Source organism: Micromonospora rhizosphaerae, from assembly GCF_900091465.1.
Lineage (GTDB): Bacteria > Actinomycetota > Actinomycetes > Mycobacteriales > Micromonosporaceae > Micromonospora > Micromonospora rhizosphaerae.
Map to the genome: position 1 here is coordinate 2519736 of NZ_FMHV01000002.1, position 19103 is coordinate 2538838.

General features: G+C 73.0%; 19 protein-coding genes. 13 read left to right on the forward strand and 6 right to left on the reverse strand.

Annotated features, from left to right (window positions below; translation table 11 throughout):
* Nucleotides 1-59: 59 nt before the first annotated feature.
* The 3 genes from GA0070624_RS12195 (at nucleotide 60) to GA0070624_RS12205 (ending at nucleotide 3067) form a co-directional block, all read left to right on the forward strand.
* A complete protein-coding gene (locus GA0070624_RS12195; protein WP_091340497.1) occupies nucleotides 60-278 on the forward strand; it encodes a DUF3039 domain-containing protein in 219 nt (72 codons plus the stop codon).
* 41 nt (nucleotides 279-319) lie between these two features.
* Nucleotides 320-970, forward strand: coding sequence for a trimeric intracellular cation channel family protein (locus tag GA0070624_RS12200; protein WP_091340500.1), 651 nt, complete (start codon nucleotides 320-322; stop codon nucleotides 968-970).
* A 363-nt stretch (nucleotides 971-1333) separates the two neighbouring features.
* Nucleotides 1334-3067 carry a DEAD/DEAH box helicase gene (locus tag GA0070624_RS12205; protein WP_091340503.1) on the forward strand — a complete coding sequence of 578 codons (1734 nt, stop codon included), beginning with the start codon at nucleotides 1334-1336 and terminating at the stop codon, nucleotides 3065-3067.
* Nucleotides 3068-3264: 197 nt separating this feature from the next.
* On the opposite strand, the gene GA0070624_RS12210 is transcribed toward GA0070624_RS12205, so the two are convergent.
* Entirely contained in the window at nucleotides 3265-3498 is a 234-nt protein-coding gene (locus tag GA0070624_RS12210) for a DUF7455 domain-containing protein (RefSeq protein WP_073835435.1), read from the reverse strand.
* A gap of 246 nt (nucleotides 3499-3744) precedes the next feature.
* Nucleotides 3745-5355, reverse strand: a complete 1611-nt coding sequence (locus GA0070624_RS12215; RefSeq protein WP_091340506.1) for an RNA polymerase sigma factor — start codon at nucleotides 5353-5355, stop codon at nucleotides 3745-3747.
* A 286-nt stretch (nucleotides 5356-5641) separates the two neighbouring features.
* Between GA0070624_RS12215 and GA0070624_RS12220 the strand changes: the two genes are divergently transcribed.
* On the forward strand, nucleotides 5642-6463 hold the full coding sequence (locus GA0070624_RS12220; RefSeq protein ID WP_091340509.1) for an inositol monophosphatase family protein: 822 nt from the start codon (nucleotides 5642-5644) through the stop codon (nucleotides 6461-6463).
* A gap of 17 nt (nucleotides 6464-6480) precedes the next feature.
* Here the strand turns inward: GA0070624_RS12220 and GA0070624_RS12225 are convergent, their stop codons facing one another.
* Nucleotides 6481-6993 carry a LytR C-terminal domain-containing protein gene (locus GA0070624_RS12225; RefSeq protein ID WP_176732009.1) on the reverse strand — a complete coding sequence of 171 codons (513 nt, stop codon included), beginning with the start codon at nucleotides 6991-6993 and terminating at the stop codon, nucleotides 6481-6483.
* A gap of 433 nt (nucleotides 6994-7426) precedes the next feature.
* On the opposite strand from GA0070624_RS12225, the gene GA0070624_RS12230 reads away from it, so the two are divergent.
* The gene (locus GA0070624_RS12230; RefSeq protein WP_007075406.1) at nucleotides 7427-7723 is read left to right on the forward strand and encodes a DUF4193 domain-containing protein; all 297 of its coding nucleotides are present in this window, start codon (nucleotides 7427-7429) and stop codon (nucleotides 7721-7723) included.
* A 134-nt stretch (nucleotides 7724-7857) separates the two neighbouring features.
* Nucleotides 7858-8754, forward strand: a complete 897-nt coding sequence (locus GA0070624_RS12235; RefSeq protein WP_245718754.1) for a hypothetical protein — start codon at nucleotides 7858-7860, stop codon at nucleotides 8752-8754.
* Between the two features lie 78 nt (nucleotides 8755-8832).
* On the opposite strand, the gene GA0070624_RS12240 is transcribed toward GA0070624_RS12235, so the two are convergent.
* Nucleotides 8833-9324: a DUF3093 domain-containing protein gene (locus tag GA0070624_RS12240; RefSeq protein ID WP_091348678.1), complete on the reverse strand. Its 492-nt coding sequence runs from the start codon at nucleotides 9322-9324 to the stop codon at nucleotides 8833-8835.
* 88 nt (nucleotides 9325-9412) lie between these two features.
* On the opposite strand from GA0070624_RS12240, the gene dut reads away from it, so the two are divergent.
* From dut to GA0070624_RS12260, 4 genes are all read left to right on the forward strand, one after another.
* Nucleotides 9413-9976 (forward strand): dUTP diphosphatase, encoded by a 564-nt coding sequence (gene dut / locus GA0070624_RS12245; protein ID WP_245718755.1) that lies wholly within the window; start codon nucleotides 9413-9415, stop codon nucleotides 9974-9976.
* A 25-nt stretch (nucleotides 9977-10001) separates the two neighbouring features.
* Complete coding sequence (locus GA0070624_RS12250; RefSeq protein WP_091340516.1) at nucleotides 10002-10688, forward strand: DUF3710 domain-containing protein; 687 nt, start codon at nucleotides 10002-10004, stop codon at nucleotides 10686-10688.
* A gap of 238 nt (nucleotides 10689-10926) precedes the next feature.
* Nucleotides 10927-11307, forward strand: coding sequence for an OB-fold nucleic acid binding domain-containing protein (locus tag GA0070624_RS12255; RefSeq protein WP_091348682.1), 381 nt, complete (start codon nucleotides 10927-10929; stop codon nucleotides 11305-11307).
* Nucleotides 11304-11987 carry a DUF3159 domain-containing protein gene (locus GA0070624_RS12260; RefSeq protein ID WP_091340519.1) on the forward strand — a complete coding sequence of 228 codons (684 nt, stop codon included), beginning with the start codon at nucleotides 11304-11306 and terminating at the stop codon, nucleotides 11985-11987. The genes GA0070624_RS12255 and GA0070624_RS12260 overlap by 4 nt, the downstream gene beginning before the upstream one ends.
* Before the next feature lie 46 nt (nucleotides 11988-12033).
* Here GA0070624_RS12260 and GA0070624_RS12265 read toward each other — a convergent pair whose 3' ends face one another.
* Both GA0070624_RS12265 and GA0070624_RS12270 read right to left on the reverse strand, forming a co-directional pair.
* Nucleotides 12034-12723 (reverse strand): potassium channel family protein, encoded by a 690-nt coding sequence (locus GA0070624_RS12265; protein ID WP_091340521.1) that lies wholly within the window; start codon nucleotides 12721-12723, stop codon nucleotides 12034-12036.
* Nucleotides 12724-12725: 2 nt separating this feature from the next.
* On the reverse strand, nucleotides 12726-13391 hold the full coding sequence (locus tag GA0070624_RS12270; RefSeq protein ID WP_091340524.1) for a potassium channel family protein: 666 nt from the start codon (nucleotides 13389-13391) through the stop codon (nucleotides 12726-12728).
* A gap of 161 nt (nucleotides 13392-13552) precedes the next feature.
* Here GA0070624_RS12270 and GA0070624_RS12275 point away from each other — a divergent pair, with 161 nt between their 5' ends.
* The 3 genes from GA0070624_RS12275 to dxs all read left to right on the forward strand — a co-directional run bounded on the left by GA0070624_RS12275 (nucleotide 13553) and on the right by dxs (nucleotide 19066).
* Nucleotides 13553-15622: an APC family permease gene (locus GA0070624_RS12275; RefSeq protein WP_091348687.1), complete on the forward strand. Its 2070-nt coding sequence runs from the start codon at nucleotides 13553-13555 to the stop codon at nucleotides 15620-15622.
* Nucleotides 15619-16860 carry a class I SAM-dependent RNA methyltransferase gene (locus tag GA0070624_RS12280; protein WP_091340526.1) on the forward strand — a complete coding sequence of 414 codons (1242 nt, stop codon included), beginning with the start codon at nucleotides 15619-15621 and terminating at the stop codon, nucleotides 16858-16860. Before GA0070624_RS12275 ends, GA0070624_RS12280 begins: the two co-directional genes overlap by 4 nt.
* A 256-nt stretch (nucleotides 16861-17116) precedes the next feature.
* On the forward strand, nucleotides 17117-19066 hold the full coding sequence (gene dxs, locus GA0070624_RS12285) for a 1-deoxy-D-xylulose-5-phosphate synthase (protein WP_091340529.1): 1950 nt from the start codon (nucleotides 17117-17119) through the stop codon (nucleotides 19064-19066).
* The last annotated feature ends 37 nt before the right edge of the window (nucleotides 19067-19103 follow it).

A 19103-nucleotide genomic window follows, 5' to 3' on the forward strand; every position in this document is an offset into this window, starting at 1 on the left:
CGCCTCCGGTGGACCGGCAGCCCGGCGACCTGCCAAACTGGCAAGTTGGAGGTGTAGACGTGAGCACACAGGTTCTCGAGCGTCCCGAGCTGAAGGACGCCGACACCGGTCCCGAGATGTTCCACTACGTCCGCAAGGACAAGATCGCCGAGAGTGCCGTGATGGGCACGTTCGTCGTCGCGCTGTGCGGGGAGACGTTCCCGGTGACCAAGGCGGCCAAGCCCGGCTCGCCGGTCTGCCCGAAGTGCAAGGAGATCTACGACTCCTGGGCCGAGTGAACCCGGGGCGGCCGTCCCGGCCGCCCGCGTAACCTTCGGCGGTGACCACCTCCACCGCCCTGCTCGTCGCCGACCTGACCGGAGTGGCCGTCTTCGCCGCCTCCGGCGCCTCCGCGGCGGTGGCCAAACGGCTGGACCTCTTCGGGGTCGTCTTCGTCGGCGTGGTGGCCGCGCTCGGCGGCGGGATCTTCCGTGACCTGGTGATCGACGAGGTGCCGCCGCTGGCCTTCGCCGACTGGCGGTACGCGGCCACCGCGGCGGTCACCGCCGTCGCCGTCTTCTGGCTGCACCCCCAGCTCGCCCGGCTGCGGACCACCGTGCTGGTGCTGGACGCCGCCGGTCTCGCCCTGTTCACCGTCACCGGCACGCTCAAGGCCCTCGACGCCCACGTGCCGGCGGTCGGCGCCTGCATGATCGGCATGCTGACCGCCATCGGCGGCGGGCTCGGCCGGGACCTGCTCACCGGCGAGATTCCGGTGGTGCTGCGCCGGGAGATCTACGCGGTGGCCGCCCTCGCCGGCTCGATCGTAGTGGCCCTGCTCTCCGCGTACCGGCATGCCAATGCTCTCTGGCTGACCGCGGCGGCGACGCTCGTCTTCGTCCTGCGCGTCGTGTCGCTGCGCCGCCAGTGGTCGGCGCCGGTCGCCACGCTCCGCCCGCCGCGCACCGGCACCCGCGGCCCCCGGGACTGACCGGGCGGTCCGCGCCGGCGCGCCCGCGCCCGCCTGCTGATCGACTCAGATTGCCGCAGGTCGCGGCGTCCCGGCGCGTCGATGCCCCGCAGTGCCGTGAGGCGAGTGGATCATGGCCCGCTGGCCCGCTGGCCCGCTGGCCCGCTGGGCCGCTGGGCCGCTGGGCCGCGGGCCGCGGGCGGCGGGCGGCGGGTCGTCCGGGGGCCGGGGATGTGACCAGCGTGGCGTCGCCTGGGCCGAGAGGGGCGCGCTGGTTATGCTGAGTCGGCCTTCGCGGCACGGGATGCGCGAGGGCCTTTTCATGGGCGGGGTACCCGTGGCCTCGGCCGGGTCCGCCTTCTACGGTCGGAGAGGAGCCTTCGCGTGGCAGCCCGGTTGCCGGCGCTCGAGACGTTCCCGCCCCTGCGTGCCTGGCAACGCAAGGCGCTGGTCGAGTACCTCCGCCTCCGTACCGAGGACTTCACCGCGGTGGCCACGCCCGGCGCCGGCAAGACCACGTTCGCCCTGCGGATCGCCGCCGAGCTGCTCGCTGACGGCACCGTCGAAGCGGTCACCGTGGTCGCCCCGACCGAGCACCTGAAGAACCAGTGGGCCGCCTCCGCCGCCCGGGTCGGCATCCAGCTCGACGCCGGGTTCCGCAACGCCGACCTGCACTCCTCCGCCGACTTCCACGGCGCGGTGGTCACCTACGCCCAGGTCGGCATGGCCCCGCAGGTGCACCGGCGACGCACCATGACCCGGCGCACCCTGGTCATCCTCGACGAGATCCACCACGCCGGCGACTCCCGCTCGTGGGGCGACGGGGTCAAGGCCGCCTTCGAGTCCGCGGTACGCCGGTTGATGCTCACCGGTACGCCATTCCGCTCCGACGACAACCCGATCCCTTTCGTCATGTACGAGCGGGGCGGGGACGGGTTGCTCCGCTCCCGCGCCGACTCGGTCTACGGCTACTCCGACGCGCTGCGGGACGGCGTGGTCCGCCCGGTGCTCTTCCTGGCATACTCCGGGGAGACCCGTTGGCGCACCAACGCCGGTGAGGAGTTGGCGGCGCGGCTGGGCGAGCCGATGACCCAGGACCTGATCGCGCAGGCCTGGCGTACCGCGTTGGACCCGGCCGGCGACTGGATGCCGCAGGTGCTGCGGGCCGCCGACGCCCGGCTGACCGTGCTGCGCAACGCCGGGATGGCCGACGCGGGCGGCCTGGTCATCGCCAGCGACCAGCAGGCCGCCCGCTCGTACGCCAAACTGATCGAGCAGGTGACCGGCGAGAAGGCGGCCGTGGTGCTCTCCGACGACGTCGGCGCCTCCGCCCGGATCGCGACGTTCGCGGCGTCCGACCAGCGCTGGCTGGTCGCGGTCCGGATGGTCTCCGAGGGCGTCGACATCCCCCGCCTGGCGGTCGGCGTCTACGCGACCAGCGCCAGCACCCCGCTCTACTTCGCGCAGGCCATCGGCCGGTTCGTCCGGGTACGCCGGCCGGGGGAGACGGCCTCGGTCTTCCTGCCCAGCGTGCCGCACCTGCTCGGGCTGGCCAGCGAGATGGAGGCCGAGCGGGACCACGTGCTCGGCAAGCCGAAGGACTCCGACGGCTTCGACGACGACCTGCTGGAGCGCGCCCAGCGCGACGACCAGGCCAGCGGCGAGCTGGAGAAGCGGTTCGCGGCGCTCTCCGCCACCGCCGAGCTGGACCAGGTGATCTTCGACGGCGCGTCGTTCGGCACCGCGGCCCAGGCCGGCACCCCCGAGGAGGAGGAGTACCTGGGCCTGCCCGGGCTGCTCACCGCCGACCAGGTGGCAATGCTGCTCAGCAAGCGGCAGGCGGAGCAGTTGGCCGCCCAGCGCCGCCGGGCCGCCCCACGGGCCGCTGAGCCGGCCGCTGAGACGCCCGCGGCGGCCACGGCGCCGATGAGCGCGGCCCAGCGCCGGGTGGCGCTCCGGCGGCAGCTGAACGCCCTGGTGGCCGCTCGCCACCACCGCACCGGCCAGCCGCACGGCAAGATCCATGCCGAGCTGCGTCGGCTCTGCGGCGGCCCGCCGAGCGCCCAGGCGACCATCGAGCAGCTGGAGGAACGCATCGCCACCGTCCAGACCCTCTGAACCTCCCACCGCACCCATCACGTCCGCGCCCCACCCGCTCTACCCGGGCTGATCAAGAAGTTTGGGTACGGGTTGGCCAGATTCCCCGCAAACCTCTCATCAACTCGGGCAGTGGGCGTGGCGGGTGCGAAAAAGCCGGCCGGAGGCCCCTTTCGGGTGCCTCCGGCCGGCTATGTCGTGTTGCGGATGGTTCGGATTCAGTTCGCCATCAGATCGGCGCCACGCCAGCTGAACTCCGGGTCCGTCGCGTACCGTACGGTGATCTTCACGAGATCCTCCGCGTACTTGTTCGCGTGGTGCCCACAGAACACCAGCTCGCTCCCACCCGCCAGAGTGATCCGGAGCTTGCCGGCAGCATTGCAGCGGTCGCACCGTTCATCGGCGGCCGGGGGGCTCACCGTCTCGGGCGGCGGCGTGAGGGTCGGGGTCATCGCCTTCCTCCTCTGGTCGTCACCGATGAACACTCACTTCGGTAGTTGCTCACCTATCGTGCAACATCCTTGTCGGGCCTTGCCTTCCCTGTGTGCCCGGCCGGGACCGAGGTCACACCTGGCAGGAAGACAGTGTGCCGTGCACCAAGGGTGCCACGTCAACGATCACAAACGAGCAACCGGCCGATCACCTTTGAGTGTTCTACGGCTGGTGATCAAACCGACACGGCTGGTTGACGTGATCGGTCAGTCCAGGTAGTCGCGGAGCACCTGGGAACGCGAGGGGTGCCGCAGCTTGGACATGGTCTTGGATTCGATCTGCCGGATGCGCTCCCGGGTCACGCCGTACACCTGGCCGATCTCGTCCAGGGTGCGCGGCTGACCGTCGGTCAGGCCGAAGCGCAGGCGTACCACGCCGGCCTCGCGCTCGGAGAGCGTCTGCAGGACCTGTTGGAGCTGGTCCTGCAGCAGCGAGAACGAGACCGCGTCGACCGCGACCACGGCCTCCGAGTCCTCGATGAAGTCACCGAGCTGGCTGTCACCCTCGTCACCGATGGTCTGGTCGAGCGAGATGGGCTCCCGGGCGTACTGCTGGATCTCCAGCACCTTCTCCGGTGTGATGTCCATCTCCTTGGCCAGCTCCTCCGGGGTGGGCTCGCGGCCCAGGTCCTGGAGCAGCTCGCGCTGGATCCGGCCGAGCTTGTTGATCACCTCGACCATGTGCACCGGGATGCGGATGGTGCGGGCCTGGTCGGCCATGGCGCGGGTGATGGCCTGGCGGATCCACCAGGTGGCGTAGGTGGAGAACTTGTAGCCCTTGGTGTAGTCGAACTTCTCGACCGCGCGGATCAGGCCGAGGTTGCCCTCCTGGATCAGGTCGAGGAACGCCATGCCGCGCCCGGTGTAGCGCTTGGCCAGCGAAACCACCAGCCGCAGGTTGGCCTCCAGGAGGTGGTTCTTGGCGCGCTCGCCGTCGCGGGAGATCCAGAGCAGGTCCCGCTGCATGTCGCGGGTGAGCTTCTCCTCGCCCTCCTCGGCCGCGCGCAGCCGCTCGGCGGAGTAGAGCCCGGCCTCGATCCGCTTGGCGAGCTCCACCTCCTGCTCCGCGTTCAGCAGCGGCACCTTGCCGATCTGCTTGAGGTACGCCCGGACGGAGTCGGCGGAGGCGGTCAGCTCGGCGTCCCGGCGCGCCTGCTTGAGCGCCTCGGACTCCTCGTCGTCCCACTCGAAGTCGTTGTCGCTCGCGGAGTTGGCGGCGTCGGTCTCGGCGGCCTGCGTCAGCTCGGCCGGCTCCTCGACCACCACGTCCTCGATCTCGGCGGCGAGCTCCTCCGGGTCGATGTCGCCCTCGGCGGCCTCGCCCTTCGCGGCGGCCTTGGTGGGCTTCGCCGTGGCGGTCTTCGTGGCCACGGTGGCCTTGGTGGCCCGGGTCGCCTTGGTGGCCTTCGCCGGCGCGGCGGCCTTGGCGGCCACCTCGGCAGTGGTGCCGGCGGCCTTGCGCGCGGTCGCCTTTCGCGGCGCGGGCGCCGGGGCCTCCTCGGCGGCCGGCGCCTGCTTCGGGGCGGGGGCGGCGGCCTTCTTGGTGGTCTTGGCGGTGGTGGCCCGCGACGCCGGCGTGGCGGAACGGGCGGCGGCCACCCGGCGGCGGGTGCTGGCGGAGCCGTCCACGACCACCGTCACCCCCGCCTCGGAGAGCGCGCGCAGGATCTTCTTGGCCTGGGCCGGGGTCACCTCAGCGGACTCGACGGTGCGCGCGAGCTGGGCCGACGTGAGCTGGCCGCCGGCGTTCTGCGCGTGGGCGATCAGGGTGTCGGTGAGCGAGCGAACGTCGGCGCCGGTCTGGCGGGGTTCTGTCACGAATGACCTTCCGGAGGCGAAGAGCGAGCACGGCCGGGTCGTCCGGCGCAGCACGGTACGCCGTGCCGGGCGATGTCGTTGAGGGCCCCCGTGTCCCGGGCCGGCCGGTCGCTGGCGGTCCGTGGCGCGTGGGCAGGGTGAATTGTAACGCCGTCTGCCGCGATCATCCTGCGCCGCACGGCGTATCGGCGGTGCGGACGCGCGATTCGACGCAGATGTGGACTTTGTAAGGATGATACTCGCGCGCGACCCGGGAGGGCCCGGTCGTGCGGGAAGGGGACGAACGATGAGCCGGTCGGCGCCGCCGCCGCGGAAACTGCTGGAGATCGCGATCGACGTCGCCCGGGACGCGGCCGCGACCGCGCACCGGATGCGGGCCGAGGGGGTCTCGGTCGCCGCGACCAAGAGCACGGTCACCGACGTGGTCACCGCCGCCGACCGGGCGGTGGAGCGGCAGGTGCTCGACGCGCTGCGGCGGCTGCGCCCGAACGACGCGGTCCTCGGCGAGGAGTACGGCGCCCGGGAGAACGCACCGGCCGCCACCGGCGGGGTGCGGTGGATCGTCGACCCCATCGACGGCACGGTCAACTACCTCTACGGGCTGCCGTACTGCGCGGTATCCCTCGCCGCCGAGGTCGACGGGGAGGTGGTCGCCGGTGTCGTGCGCAACGTCGCCACCGGCGAGGAGTGGACCGCCACCGCGGGCGGCGGGGCCTGGCGGGACGGCGAACGGCTGCGCTGCTCCACCGAGACCGATCTGGGCCAGGCGCTGGTCGCGACCGGGTTCGGCTACCACCCGGGGCGACGGGCGCACCAGGCGCGGGTGGTCGCCGAGCTGATCCCGCACGTGCGGGACATCCGACGGATGGGCGCCGCGGCGCTCGACCTCTGCCTGGCGGCCGAGGGGCGGGTCGACGCCTACTACGAGAAGGGGCTGGCTGCCTGGGATCAGGCCGCCGGTGGCCTGGTGGCCACCGAGGCCGGCCTGCGGGTGGCCGGGCTGGAGGGCCGCCCGGCCGGCCCGGACCTGGTCATCGCCGCGCCGCCCGCGCTGTTCGATCCGCTGCACACCCGCCTCGCGGCCCTGGACGCCTCCGGCGGCCCCTGACCGTTGGTCCGGTCGGGCTACTTGACCGGCATGGGGCAGGAGCCGGGGGGTGCGACCGGCGAGCCGAGGTCACCGAGGGACTGGTTGACCTCGGTCGTGGTGGCCAGCTGCTGGAAGCCGTTGCCGAGGACCACGTCCACCGTGTCGTCCGTGCGCTTCGGGTCGTACTCCTGATCGGCGTTGTTGAGGAAGTAGGCCCGCAGCAAATGCGCGGAGCCGACGCCCTTGGGCCCGTAGCGCAGCACGGCGACGTCCTCGACGCCCTTCTTCGCGTTGCCTTCCTTCTTCACCTGGAACTTGCGGTTGCGGAAGTCGTCCGCCACGCTGCCGGCGAGGCCGGGCTCGTCGGTGGCGTTGAAGACGTTGATCTTGACGTCCTTCGGCTCGCGCAGGGTGACGTCAGCCCGCGGCCAGCCGTCCGGGCAACTCTCGGCCGTGCTGGCCGAGCCCTGGGTGTCCCGGATCACGGCGACGATGACGAAGACCAGGGCGAGGACCGCCAGCAGACCGACGACAACGAGTGCTCGCACTCGCGCAAAACTCATCTGGGCGCTCCCCGGACAGTGGTGGGTGGCGGCGGCCACTGGCGGTCGGACCCCCGCCGGCCGTCGAGTACGCCGCTGAGGTTAACGGTTGTCCGGCTGTCGCGTGGAAACAGTCCGACATACCGGCGCGCCATCGGGGAACCAGGTACTACTACCCCTATCTTCGTGTCGCCTGAGTCACATTGGGAACAACTTAGGGCGCAGGGGCGTACATCTCTGCCACGAGGGCGGTATACATGCCTCGCCAAAAAGGGGGGTATGGTTCCGCGCTCGCTGGGGGAGTTCCTCTGGCGGCCTCGGCCCACCGGTCGTCGGGTCGGGTGACCGACACAAGTGGTGGCCGGCCAGTGGAACCGAAACAGCGTCGTCCGGCGTTACAAACCGGAAGCGACCATATCGATATGGGAGAGTGAAACCGATGGCCACCGACTACGACGCTCCGCGTCGCGACGAGGTCGACCTCGGCGAGGACAGCCTGGAAGAGCTCAAGGCCCGGCGCGTCGACTCACAGTCGGGCGCCGTGGACGTCGACGAGGCCGAGGTGGCTGAGAGCTTCGAGCTGCCCGGCGCCGACCTGGCCGACGAAGAGCTGACGGTCAAGGTGCTACCGATGCAGCAGGACGAGTTCCGCTGCGCCCGCTGCTTCCTGGTCCACCACCGCAGCCAGCTCGCGGTCGAGCGCAACGGCGAGCTGATCTGCCGCGAATGCGTCTGACCGCTACGCGTGTGACCGGCGGCGGCCTCCTCGGCGGGCCGCCGCTGTCCGAGCCGCCGTGCGCCGACGGCTCGGACCTGCTTGACTCGTAACGAGCGGTTTCCACGGCGGCGGAACTCCGGGAGGTCGGACGGGTGAGCGAGCGCAGCAAGCGGGCCAGCGGATCGAGCGCCGGAGCGGCCGGCGTCGGGCGGGACCGGGCGACGGCTGCCGAGGCCACCCCCGCGGACGAGCGCTCCGCGGGGGCCGCGGGCCCGGACGGGCGCTCCGCCGGCGCGGGTGATGCCGAGGAGCTCGGCGCCACCGTCGCCGCGTTGACCGCGGACGACATCGAGCCCGCCCGCCGTCGGCAGCTGCTCACCCGGCTGGTCGGACAGGCGCGGGCCCGCGGGCTCGCTGACCTGTTCAAGCCGAAGGCCGCCATCCGCTGGATGGTGGACACCGTCTCCGATGTCGCCCCGCACATCCCGATCCGGGACCTGACCACGCTGCGCCGGCACTTCCCCGGCCTGGACGACGAGGCGCTCGCGGATCGGCTTATCCGCAACGCCGCCCGGTCGACCGCCGGCATCGGCGCGGCCGGTGGCGGCGTCGCCGCGATCGAGTGGACGATCACCCCCACCCTGCTCTCCGCGCCCGTGCTGCTGGCCGCCGAGACGGTCGCCGTCGCCGCGATCGAGCTGAAGCTGATCGGCGAGCTGCACGAGGTCTACGGTGTGCCGTTGCCCACCGGCGGCACCCAGCGCACCGTCGCCCTGGTGCAGTCCTGGGCGAGCGGGCGGGGGATCAACCCGATGATGCCGGGGGTGGGGGTGAGCGCCGTGCTCGCCAACGGCACCCGCAAACAGCTGCGGGACACCCTGCTCAAGCGCTTCGGCCGCAACATGACCACGCTCGGCCCCTTCCTCACCGGGGCCGCGGTGGCCAGCTACCTCAACCGCCGGACCACCCTCAGCGTGGCCGACCAGCTCCGCAAGGACCTGCGCAAGAAGCGGCGGGAGCTGCCCACGTCGCGGACCGCGCTGCCCTGAGCCGTCGGCGTCGCGGACCGCGCTGCCCCGAGTCGTCCGCGTCGCGGCCTGTGCTGCCCCGAGTCGTCCCCGGACCGGTCAGGCGGCGTCGCGGGCCGCCATGATGGCGGCGGCCAGCTCGACCGGACGCCGGGAGCTGACCACCCAGAACGGGGTCGGGTCGGCCGGGTCGTCGAGCACCACCTGCACCGCGCCGCCGATCCAGGGGCGCTGCACCACGAAGGCGAGCGGATCGGAGCCGACGCCGAGCACCTCGCGCCGGCCGGCGGCGTCCAGCGGGACGGCGTCGGCGACGAACCGCACCGGCAGGCGGGCGTCGTCCACCCGCAGCTCGCCGTCGCGTACGGCGACGCGGATCCGGCCCAGCCACCAGAGGGCGGCCACCGTCGCCGGCGGCACCAGCACGAAGGGCAGCCAGGAGCGGAGCCCCGGCGCGCCCATCCAGAGCTCGGCGGCGAGCAGACCGGCGAGCGCCAGCCCGGCCAGCCAGTACCACCACCGCAGACCGAGCCGCTCGGCGTACTCCGTGGGCGCCGCCACGGAGGGGGCGGACGACGAGGATGGCGACAGGCTCACAGTCCGAGGGTACGGCGCACGACGGGGCCGCCAGGCGGCAGGATGGCAGGGTCACCCTAGGACCGGACGGAAGAGGAAGACCGTGACAGACGTCGTACCCGTGCCCGTACGGCAGCTCGACCCGGAGCTGCCGCTGCCGGCGTACGCCCATCCCGGTGACGCCGGCGCGGACCTGGTGGCCGCCGCGGACGTCGAACTGCCCCCGGGCGGGCGGGCCCTCGTGCCGACCGGGGTGGCGCTCGCGCTGCCCGAGGGGTACGTGGGGCTCGTGCACCCCCGTTCGGGGCTGGCGGCCAGGCTCGGTGTGACGGTGCTCAACGCGCCCGGTACGGTCGACGCCGGCTACCGGGGTGAGATCCTGGTCAACCTGATCAATCATGATCGGGACGCGCCGGCGAAGATCAGCCGGGGCGACCGGATCGCCCAGCTCGTCGTGCAGCGGGTGGCGCGGGCCGATTTCCAGCCGGTGGCGGAACTGCCCGCGTCCCGGCGGGGGACCGGTGGGCACGGGTCGACCGGCGGGCACGCCGGACTCGTTCCGTCCCCCACGGTCCCGGACGGACGGCGGGAAGGGCCGGACGTGCCGGCCGGACGGCGGGAGTCGCCGGGCCAGGCGGGCGGGCAGACGGAAGAGGTGGCAGGGTGAGTGCGAACAGCGGAGGGTGGACGCAGTGATCTTCTCCCGGAAGCGGGCCGGTGGCGGTCGGCACGCGCGTGACGAGCGGACCACGGAGGTCCCCGAGTCCTACGACGAGGAGCCGCCGACCCCGCAGCTGCCGTCCCGCGGCCCGTACGACGTCTCGGAGGCGCCCGCCGACGTGCCCCGGCTGGACCTGGGCAGCCTGCAGATCCCGGCGGTGCCCGAGGTCGAGGTGCGGGTGCAGGCCGACCCGCAGGGCGTGATCCAGCAGGTCGTGCTCGTGCACGGCCAGAACGCGCTCCAGCTCGGCGTCTTCGCCGCGCCCCGCTCCGAGGGCATCTGGGACGAGGTGCGCGAGGAGATCCGGCAGTCGCTGTTCAAGGACGGTGCCGCCGCCCAGGAGGTCGAGGGGGAGTACGGCACGGAGCTGCACGCCCGGGTCCGTACCCCGGAGGGGCTGACCGACCTGCGCTTCGTCGGCATCGACGGGCCGCGCTGGATGGTCCGTGGCGTCTACCAGGGCGGCGCGGCGACCGACCCGGCCGCGGCCGGGCCGCTGGCGCTCTGCCTCGACGGCCTGGTGGTCGACCGGGGGCACGAGGCGAAGCCGGTCCGCGAGCCGCTGCCGCTGCGGCTGCCCCGCGACGTGGCCGAGCAGGCCAGCCAGAGCCCCGAGCAGGCCAGCCAGAGCCCCGCGCCGGGGCAGCGCGAGGCCTGACGACGATCGCGCCGGGCCCGGTCCCGTCGACTCCCGTCGACGGCGCCGGGCCCGCCGTGTTTCGACCGGTTCCCGGTGCGGTTCCGGCCGGTTCCCGGTACTCCGGGACCACCACCGGGCGGACGCCGGCTCCGCCGCGGCGCCGGTTCGGCGTACGCTGGCGGGACGGTTCCGGCATCCCGGGGCCGGGCCAGTGCCGGCGCGGACCGGCCAGCGTGGAGAGGGTGACGCGGAGGTCATGACGACCGACGAGAGCCGGGTGTCGCTGCGGCGCATCCTGCAACGGCTCACCGCGAGCGAGGCCGAGATCGAGGCACAGGAGCTGCGCCGGGAGAGCGCCGAGTCCGGCGGCATGCCGGCCCGGCAGTGCATGCGGGGCCAGGTGGTCTCGGTCGCCGGACGGCTCCGCACCGTGGTCTACACGCCCCGGACCAACCTGCCGACCCTCGAGGCGGACCTCTACGACGGCAGCGACGTGGTCACCCTGGTTTGGCTGGGCCGGCGGCACATCGCCGGCATCGAGCCCGGCCGGCACCTGACCGCCCGCGGTCGGGTGGCCATGCGGGACGACCGCAAGGTGATCTACAACCCGTACTACGAGCTGGAGTCGCCGAAGTGACGACCGGACAGCCTCGGGCGACGGAGCCGGAGACCGGCCCGGAGGACGACGAGCGGCTGCCCAGCCTGGCCGAGCAGATGGCCGACCAGCTCGGCGGCTGGCACGGGCTGGTCGAGTCCAGCATCCCGGTGGCGGTCTTCGTGATCGCCAACGTCGTGGGCGAGCTGCGCCCCGCGGTGATCGCCGCGGTGGCGGTGGCGCTGCTGATCGCCGGCCTGCGGCTGGCCCAGCGCCGGCCCATCCGACACGCGGTCAACGGGCTCTTCGGCATCGCGATCGGCGCCGCCATCGCCTGGCGGACCGGGGACGAGCGGGACTTCTACCTTCCGGGCATCCTCTACGGCGTCGGCTACGGCGCGGCGCTGCTGATCTCGGCGGCGATCCGGCAGCCCCTGGTCGGCTGGATCTGGTCGGTGCTGGTCGCCCGCGGCCGCTCGGAGTGGCGGGACGACCCCCGGCTGGTGCGCACCTTCACCCAGCTCACCGTGCTGTGGGGCGTGGTGTGGCTGGCCAAGGTGGGCGTGCAGGCCGGCCTCTACCTGGCCCACCAGGACACCGCGCTGGGCGTGGCCCGGCTCGCGCTGGGCTACCCGCCGTACGCGCTGCTGCTGCTCATCACGGTCTGGACGGTGCGGCGGGTGACCCGGGAGACCGCGCCGGCGGCGCTGCCCGGCGGCTGAGCCCGCCGGCCGCCCTCGGACGGCCGGCGGTGACCCGCGTCGCGGCTCAGCTCGCGCCGCGGGTGCGCTCGACGCTGTCCGCGCCGAGGATCACCGCGCGGACCTCGTCCTCCACCTCGGCGGTGCACACGAAGATCAGCTCGTCGCCGGCCTCGATCGGATCGTCCGGGCTCGGCACCAGCACCCGCTTGCCGCGCAGGATCGCGACCAGGGCGGCGTCCCGGGGCAGCGGCACCGCGTGGATCGGCTGACCGACGTACGGCGCGGCGGGCGGCAGGGTGATCTCGACCAGGTTCGCTTCGCCCTGCCGGAAGGTCATCAGCCGGACCAGGTCGCCGACGGTGACCGCCTCCTCGACCAGGGCGGCCATCACCCGCGGCTTGCTCACCGCGACGTCCACCCCCCACTGGTCGGTGAAGAGCCACTCGTTCTCGGCGCGGTTGACCCGGGCCACCACCCGGGGCACCGCGAACTCGGTCTTGGCCAGCAGCGAGACGACCAGGTTGACCTTGTCGTCGCCGGTGGCGGCAACCACCACCTCGCAGCCGGCGAGGTTGGCCTCCTCCAGGCTGGCCAGCTCGCACGCGTCGGCCAGCACCCATTCGGCGGCGGGCACCCGGTCGGGGCGGAGCATCTTGGGCTGGCGCTCGATCAGCATCACCTGATGGCCGTTGTCGATCAGCTCCTGAGCGATCGACCGGCCCACGTTACCGGCGCCGGCGATGGCGATGCGCATGCTCAGTGCCCTCCTTCCGGCGGCGCCGCCGCCACCGACGTGACCGACGCATTGATGTCGTCGGTCACCAGCATGAAGACCTGGTCGCCCTCCTGCACCACGGTGGAGGCGGTCGGCAGCATGCCGATCCCGAAGCGGATCAGGTACGCGACCCGGGCGCCGACGGCCTCCTCGAGCAGCCGCAGCGGCTGGCCGACCCAGTCCTTGTGCACCGGCACCTCGATGATCGACACGGTGCTGGTCGGGTCGCGGAAGATCTCGACGTTGCCCTCGGGCACCAGGTGCCGCAGCATCCGGTCGGCCGTCCACCGAACGGTCGCCACGGTGGGGATGCCGAGCCGCTCGTAGACCTCGGCCCGGCGCTGGTCGTAGATGCGGGCGGCCACCCGGGAGACGCCGAACGTCTCGCGGGCCAGCCGGGCCGAGATGATGTTGGAGTTGTCGCCGCTGGAGACCGCCGCGAAGGCGTCCGCCCGTTCGATGCCGGCCTGGCGCAGCACCTCGCCGTCGAAGCCGGTGCCGGTGACGGTGATGCCGGCGAAGTCGGGGCCGAGGCGGCGGAACGCGTCGGCGTCCTGATCGATCACCGCCACCGAGTGCCCTCGAGACTCCAGGCTGTGGGCCAGGGTCGAGCCGACCCGACCACAGCCCATGATCACGACATGCACGGTGTCCCTCCCAAGGTGCCGCCCGTCGACGGCGGGCTTGTCGTCTGCGAGCCTGCCACGTCCGGCTCGCCGGCGGGGGATCGACCGTACCGCGTGCGGGTACGCGAGGTTGATCAGGCACCCCCGGCAGCCGCGGCGGGATGGTCGTACTCTTACCGCTTGTGGCCAGTCCCACCTCGCTGCTGAAGCGACTCCTCGTCGGTCGACCGTTCCGGTCCGACCGCCTCCAGCACACCCTGCTGCCGAAGCGCATCGCGCTGCCGGTCTTCGCCTCCGACGCCCTCTCCAGCGTCGCGTACGCGCCGGACGAGATCCTGCTGACGCTCTCCATCGCGGGCGCGTCGGCGTTCTTGTTCTCGCCGTGGATCGCGCTCGCGGTCGTCGTGGTGATGCTCACGGTGGTGGCGAGCTACCGGCAGAACGTGCACGCGTACCCCTCGGGCGGTGGCGACTACGAGGTGGCCACGGTCAACCTCGGGCCGCGCGCCGGGCTGGCGGTGGCCAGCGCGCTGCTGGTCGACTACGTGCTCACCGTCGCGGTGTCGGTCTCCTCCGGCGTGGCGAACCTCGGCTCGGTGGTGCCCTTCGTGGCCACCCACAAGGTGCTGATCGCGGTCAGCGCGGTGGTGCTGCTCACCGCGATGAACCTGCGCGGCCTGCGCGAGTCCGGCACGGCGTTCGCCATCCCGACCTACGGGTTCGTGATCGTGATCGGCGCCATGCTGGCCACCGGCCTGATCCGGATCTTCATCCTCGGTGACGACCTGCGCGCGCCCAGCGCCGGCCTCGAGGTCCAGGCGGAGCACAGCGTGACCGGCTTCGCGCTGGTCTTCCTGCTGCTCCGCACCTTCTCCTCGGGCTGCGCCGCGCTCACCGGTGTGGAGGCGATCTCCAACGGCGTGCCGGCGTTCAAGGCGCCGAAGAGCCGCAACGCGGCCACCACCCTGCTGCTGCTCGGCGGCATCGCGGTGAGCATGCTGTTCGGCATCGTCTGGCTGTCCAGGCTGACCGGCCTGCAGTTCGTCGAGGACCCGGCCCAGATCGTCGCCGGCCCGCCGGGGTACGTGCAGAAGACCGTCACCACCCAGCTCGGTGAGGCGGTCTTCGGCTCCGGCTCGGCGCTGCTCTACGTGGTCGCCGGGGTCACCGCGCTGATCCTGTTCCTGGCCGCGAACACCGCGTTCAACGGTTTTCCGGTGCTCGGCTCGATCCTGGCCCAGGATCGTTACCTGCCCCGGCAGCTGCACACCCGGGGCGACCGGCTGGCGTTCTCCAACGGCATCGTCTTCCTCGCCGTCTTCGCGGTGGTGCTGATCGTCGGCTTCCAGGCCGAGGTGACCAGGCTGATCCAGCTCTACATCGTCGGCGTCTTCGTCTCGTTCACGCTTTCCCAGGCCGGCATGATCCGGCACTGGAACCGGCACCTGCGTACGGAGCGGGACCCGGAGGCGCGCCGGCGGATGATCAGGTCTCGGGCGATCAACACGTTCGGCATGGCGATGACCGGCACGGTGCTGATCATCGTCCTGATCACGAAGTTCCTGCTCGGCGCCTGGATCGCCATCGCCGCGATGGCGGTGATCTACCTGCTGATGCTGGCCATCCGACGGCACTACGACCGGGTCGCCGAAGAGCTGGAGCCGACCGAGACCCGGGCCGTGCTGCCCGCCCGCAACCACGCCGTGGTGCTGGTCAGCAAGCTGCACCAGCCGACCCTCCGGGCGATCGCCTACGCGCGGGCGACCCGGCCGGACACCGTCACCGCGGTGACGGTGAACGTCGACGACAAGGACACCCGGGAATTGCAGGACGAGTGGGAGCGGCGCGAACTCCCCGTCCCGCTGACCGTGATCGACTCCCCGTACCGGGAGATCACCCGGCCCATCCTGAACTTCGTCGCCTCCATTCGGCGGGAGTCGCCCCGGGACGTGGTCACCGTCTTCATCCCCGAGTACGTCGTCGGCCGCTGGTGGGAGAACCTGCTGCACAACCAGAGCGCGCTGCGGCTCAAGGGCCGGCTGCTCTTCGAGCCGGGCGTGATGGTGACCAGCGTGCCGTGGCAGCTCGCCTCGACCGCGAACAAGAACCTGGACCGGCTGGACGTTCGGCTGAGCCGGGGGCCGGCGCGGGGCCCGCGGGTCGCCCCGCGCAGCACCCTGCCCCCCGCCGTCGCGCCGATGGTCTCCGCGCCGCCCGGCGAGAGCGGCTTGGCCGGCGGGGATCGCGGGTGACCGGCCCCGACGCCGACGGGCGGCGCGGGCTGGAGGAGGCCGAGCGGGTCGAGCTGACCGTCGGGGCGGTCGCCCCGGGCGGGCACTGCGTGGCGCGGGTCGACGGCCAGGTCGTCTTCGTCCGGCACGCGCTCCCCGGCGAGCGGGTGGTGGCCGAGGTGACCGAGCTGCACCGGGGCTTCGCCCGCGCCGACGCGGTGGAGGTGCTGGCCGCCTCCCCGGACCGGGTCGAGCCGCCCTGCCCGTACGCGAAGCCGGGCCGCTGCGGTGGCTGCGACCTGCAGCATGTGGCGCCGGCGGCGCAGCTGGACTGGAAGACCACCGTGGTACGTGAGCAGCTCACCCGGCTCGGCGGCCTGACCGACGCGGAGGTCGACCGGCTCGGCGTCCGGGTCGAGGCGCTGCCGGGCGGGTTGCTGGGCTGGCGCTCCCGGGTCCGGTACGCGGTCGACGCCGCCGGCCGGGCCGGGCTGCTCAAGCACCGCTCGCACGAGGTGCTGCCGATCGACCGCTGCCTGATCGCCCACCCGGCGATCCAGGAGCTGTCGGTGCTCGCCCCCAGCGGGGCCCGCTGGCCGGACGCGGACGCGGTCGAGACCGTCGCCTCGACCGGCGGCGACGTGAGCGTCGTGGCGGTCGCCGAGGCGGTGGCGCCGGTCATCGGCCCGGCCGTGGTGCGCGAGGTGGCCGCCGGGCGGGAGTGGCGACTGCCCGCTGGCGGCTTCTGGCAGGTCCATCCGGCCGCGGCGGACACCCTGGTCGCCGCCGTGCTGGAGCTGCTCGACCCGCGCCCCGGCGAGTCGGCCTGGGACCTGTACGGGGGTGCGGGGCTCTTCGCCGCGGCGCTGGCCGGCCGGGTCAGCGACGCCCGGGTCACCCTGGTCGAGTCGTCGGAGCAGGGCGTGGCAGCGGCCCGAAAGAACCTGGCCGACCTGCCCCAGGTGGAGGTGGTGGCCGCCCGCGTGGAGACCGCACTGGCCCGCCGCCGGGTCACCGGCCCGGTCGACGTGGTGGTGCTCGACCCGCCGCGCTCCGGCGCCGGCGCCCAGGTGGTGCGGGACATCGTCGCGGCCGGGCCCCGCGCGGCGACGTACGTGGCGTGTGATCCGGCCGCCTTCGCCCGGGACGCGCGCACCTTCGCGCGGCACGGCTGGCGGCTCGCCGCGCTGCGTGGATACGACCTGTTCCCGATGACCCAGCACGTCGAACTGGTCGGCCTCCTCCTGCCGCCCGACTGAGCGGCGGTGCCGGCCGTTGCCGTCGCTGCAGCAGAGCAGAGCGTGCCAGGAAGGTGTCCGGGCCGGGAACGCGCGCCGGGGTGGCAGGGTGCGGAATCCCACACTTCGGGGACGACCGGCCGCGCTGGGCAGCCGCGTACGCAGCCACCCCGCCCGCGCCGCCGCGGGGGCTGCCGATCAAGCCGATGACCGCGGCCACCTGCGGCGATCCACGGCCGGGCTGCGGGCTACCGGGCGGCCGATAGACTCTTCCGTCATGAGTGTTGAAGAGGGCACGGCCAACCACGGTCGACTGCTGGGCACCGTCCGCGATCCGCAGGACGTGAAGCGGATGACCGTCGAGCAGCTTGACATCCTCGCCGCCGAGATCCGTGACTTCCTGATCGCCAAGGTCTCCCGCACCGGCGGGCACATCGGCCCCAACCTCGGTGTGGTGGAGCTGACCCTGGCCCTGCACCGGGTCTTCGACTCTCCCCGGGACCGGTTCCTGTTCGACACCGGCCACCAGGCGTACGTGCACAAGATCCTGACCGGGCGGCAGGCCGGCTTCGACAAGCTGCGTCAGCGTGGCGGTCTCTCCGGCTACCCGAACCAGGCGGAGAGCGAGCACGACCTGATCGAGAATTCGCACGCCTCCACCGCCCTGTCGTACGCGGACGGCCTGGCCAAGGCGTACGCGCTGCGGGGCGAGTCGCGCAGCGTGGTCGCGGTGGTCGGCGACGGCGCGCTGACCGGCGGGATGTGCTGGGAGGCGCTGAACAACATCGCGGCCGCCGGCAACCCGCTGGTGATCGTGGTGAACGACAACGGCCGGTCGTACGCGCCGACCATCGGCGGCCTCGCCGACCACCTCTCCTCGCTGCGGCTCAGCCCCGGCTACGAGAAGGTGCTCGACACCGTCAAGGAGGCGCTGGGCTCGACCCCGCTGGTGGGCAAGCCGATGTACGAGGTGCTGCACGCGGTCAAGAAGGGCATCAAGGACGCGGTCGCCCCGCAGGCGATGTTCGAGGACCTCGGCATCAAGTACGTCGGGCCGGTCGACGGGCATGACGTGACGGCGGTCGAGGGGGCGCTGCGCGCCGCGAAGAACTTCGGCGGCCCGGTGATCGTGCACGCGGTCACCCGGAAGGGCTACGGCTACCGCCCGGCCGAGGAGGACGAGGCGGACTGCCTGCACGGCCCGGGCGGCGCCTTCGACGTCGAGACGGGTCAGCTGGTCGCCGCGCCCTCGGTGAAGTGGACGCACGTCTTCGCCGACGAGCTGGTCGCCATCGCCGACGAACGGCCGGACGTGGTGGGCATCACCGCCGCGATGGCCGAGCCGACCGGCATCGCCACGCTGGCTCGCAAGCACCCCGACCGGGTCTACGACGTGGGCATCGCCGAGCAGCACGCCGCCACCTCGGCGGCCGGGCTGGCGCTCGGCGGGCTGCACCCGGTGGTGGCGGTCTACGCCACCTTCCTCAACCGGGCCTTCGACCAGGTCCTGCTGGACGTGGCGATGCACAAGCTGCCGGTGACCTTCGTGCTGGACCGGGCCGGCATCACCGGCCCCGACGGGCCGAGCCACTACGGCATCTGGGACATGTCCGTCTTCGGGGTGGTGCCCGGCCTGCGGATCGCCGCGCCCCGGGACGCCGGCAGCCTCCGCGAGGAGCTGCGCGAGGCGGTCGCCGTGGATGATGGCCCGACCATCGTCCGCTTCCCGACCGGCACCGTCGCCGCCGACCTGCCGGCCGTGCGCCGGATCGGCGCGGTCGACGTGCTGGCCGAGTCGGCGCGTACCGACGTGCTGCTGGTCGCGGTCGGCTCCTTCGCCCAGCTGGGCATGGAGGTGGCCGCCCGGGTCGCCGAGCAGGGCTACGGGGTCACCGTGGTCGACCCGCGCTGGGTCCGCCCGGTCCCGGCCGAGCTGGTCGAGCTGGCCGCCGCGCACCGGCTCGTGGTCACCGTCGAGGACGGCGTCCGGGTCGGCGGCGTCGGCGACGCCCTGGCCCAGGCCATGCGGGACGCGGACGTCCGGGTGCCGCTGCGCGACCTGGGCGTACCGGCCGACTGGCACCCGCACGGCACCCGCGCGCAGATCCTCGCGGATCTCGGCCTGACCGCGCAGGACGTGGCCCGGGACGTCACCGGCTGGATCTCCGGCCTCGACGCCCAGCCCGTCGAGCCGGTTCGGGCCGACGAGGCCGGCGCCAAGAACTGACGCTTGACGACGGTGGGCGGTCCGATCTCCGGGCCGC

Coding starts and splice junctions, on each gene's coding strand:
- GA0070624_RS12210 (WP_073835435.1), bottom strand. CDS start 3,498: ATGACCCCGACCCTCACGCCGCCGCCCGAGACGGTGAGCCCCCCGGCC.
- dxs (WP_091340529.1), top strand. CDS start 17,117: ATGAGTGTTGAAGAGGGCACGGCCAACCACGGTCGACTGCTGGGCACC.
- GA0070624_RS12265 (WP_091340521.1), bottom strand. CDS start 12,723: ATGCGCATCGCCATCGCCGGCGCCGGTAACGTGGGCCGGTCGATCGCT.
- GA0070624_RS12255 (WP_091348682.1), top strand. CDS start 10,927: ATGACGACCGACGAGAGCCGGGTGTCGCTGCGGCGCATCCTGCAACGG.
- GA0070624_RS12230 (WP_007075406.1), top strand. CDS start 7,427: ATGGCCACCGACTACGACGCTCCGCGTCGCGACGAGGTCGACCTCGGC.
- GA0070624_RS12220 (WP_091340509.1), top strand. CDS start 5,642: ATGAGCCGGTCGGCGCCGCCGCCGCGGAAACTGCTGGAGATCGCGATC.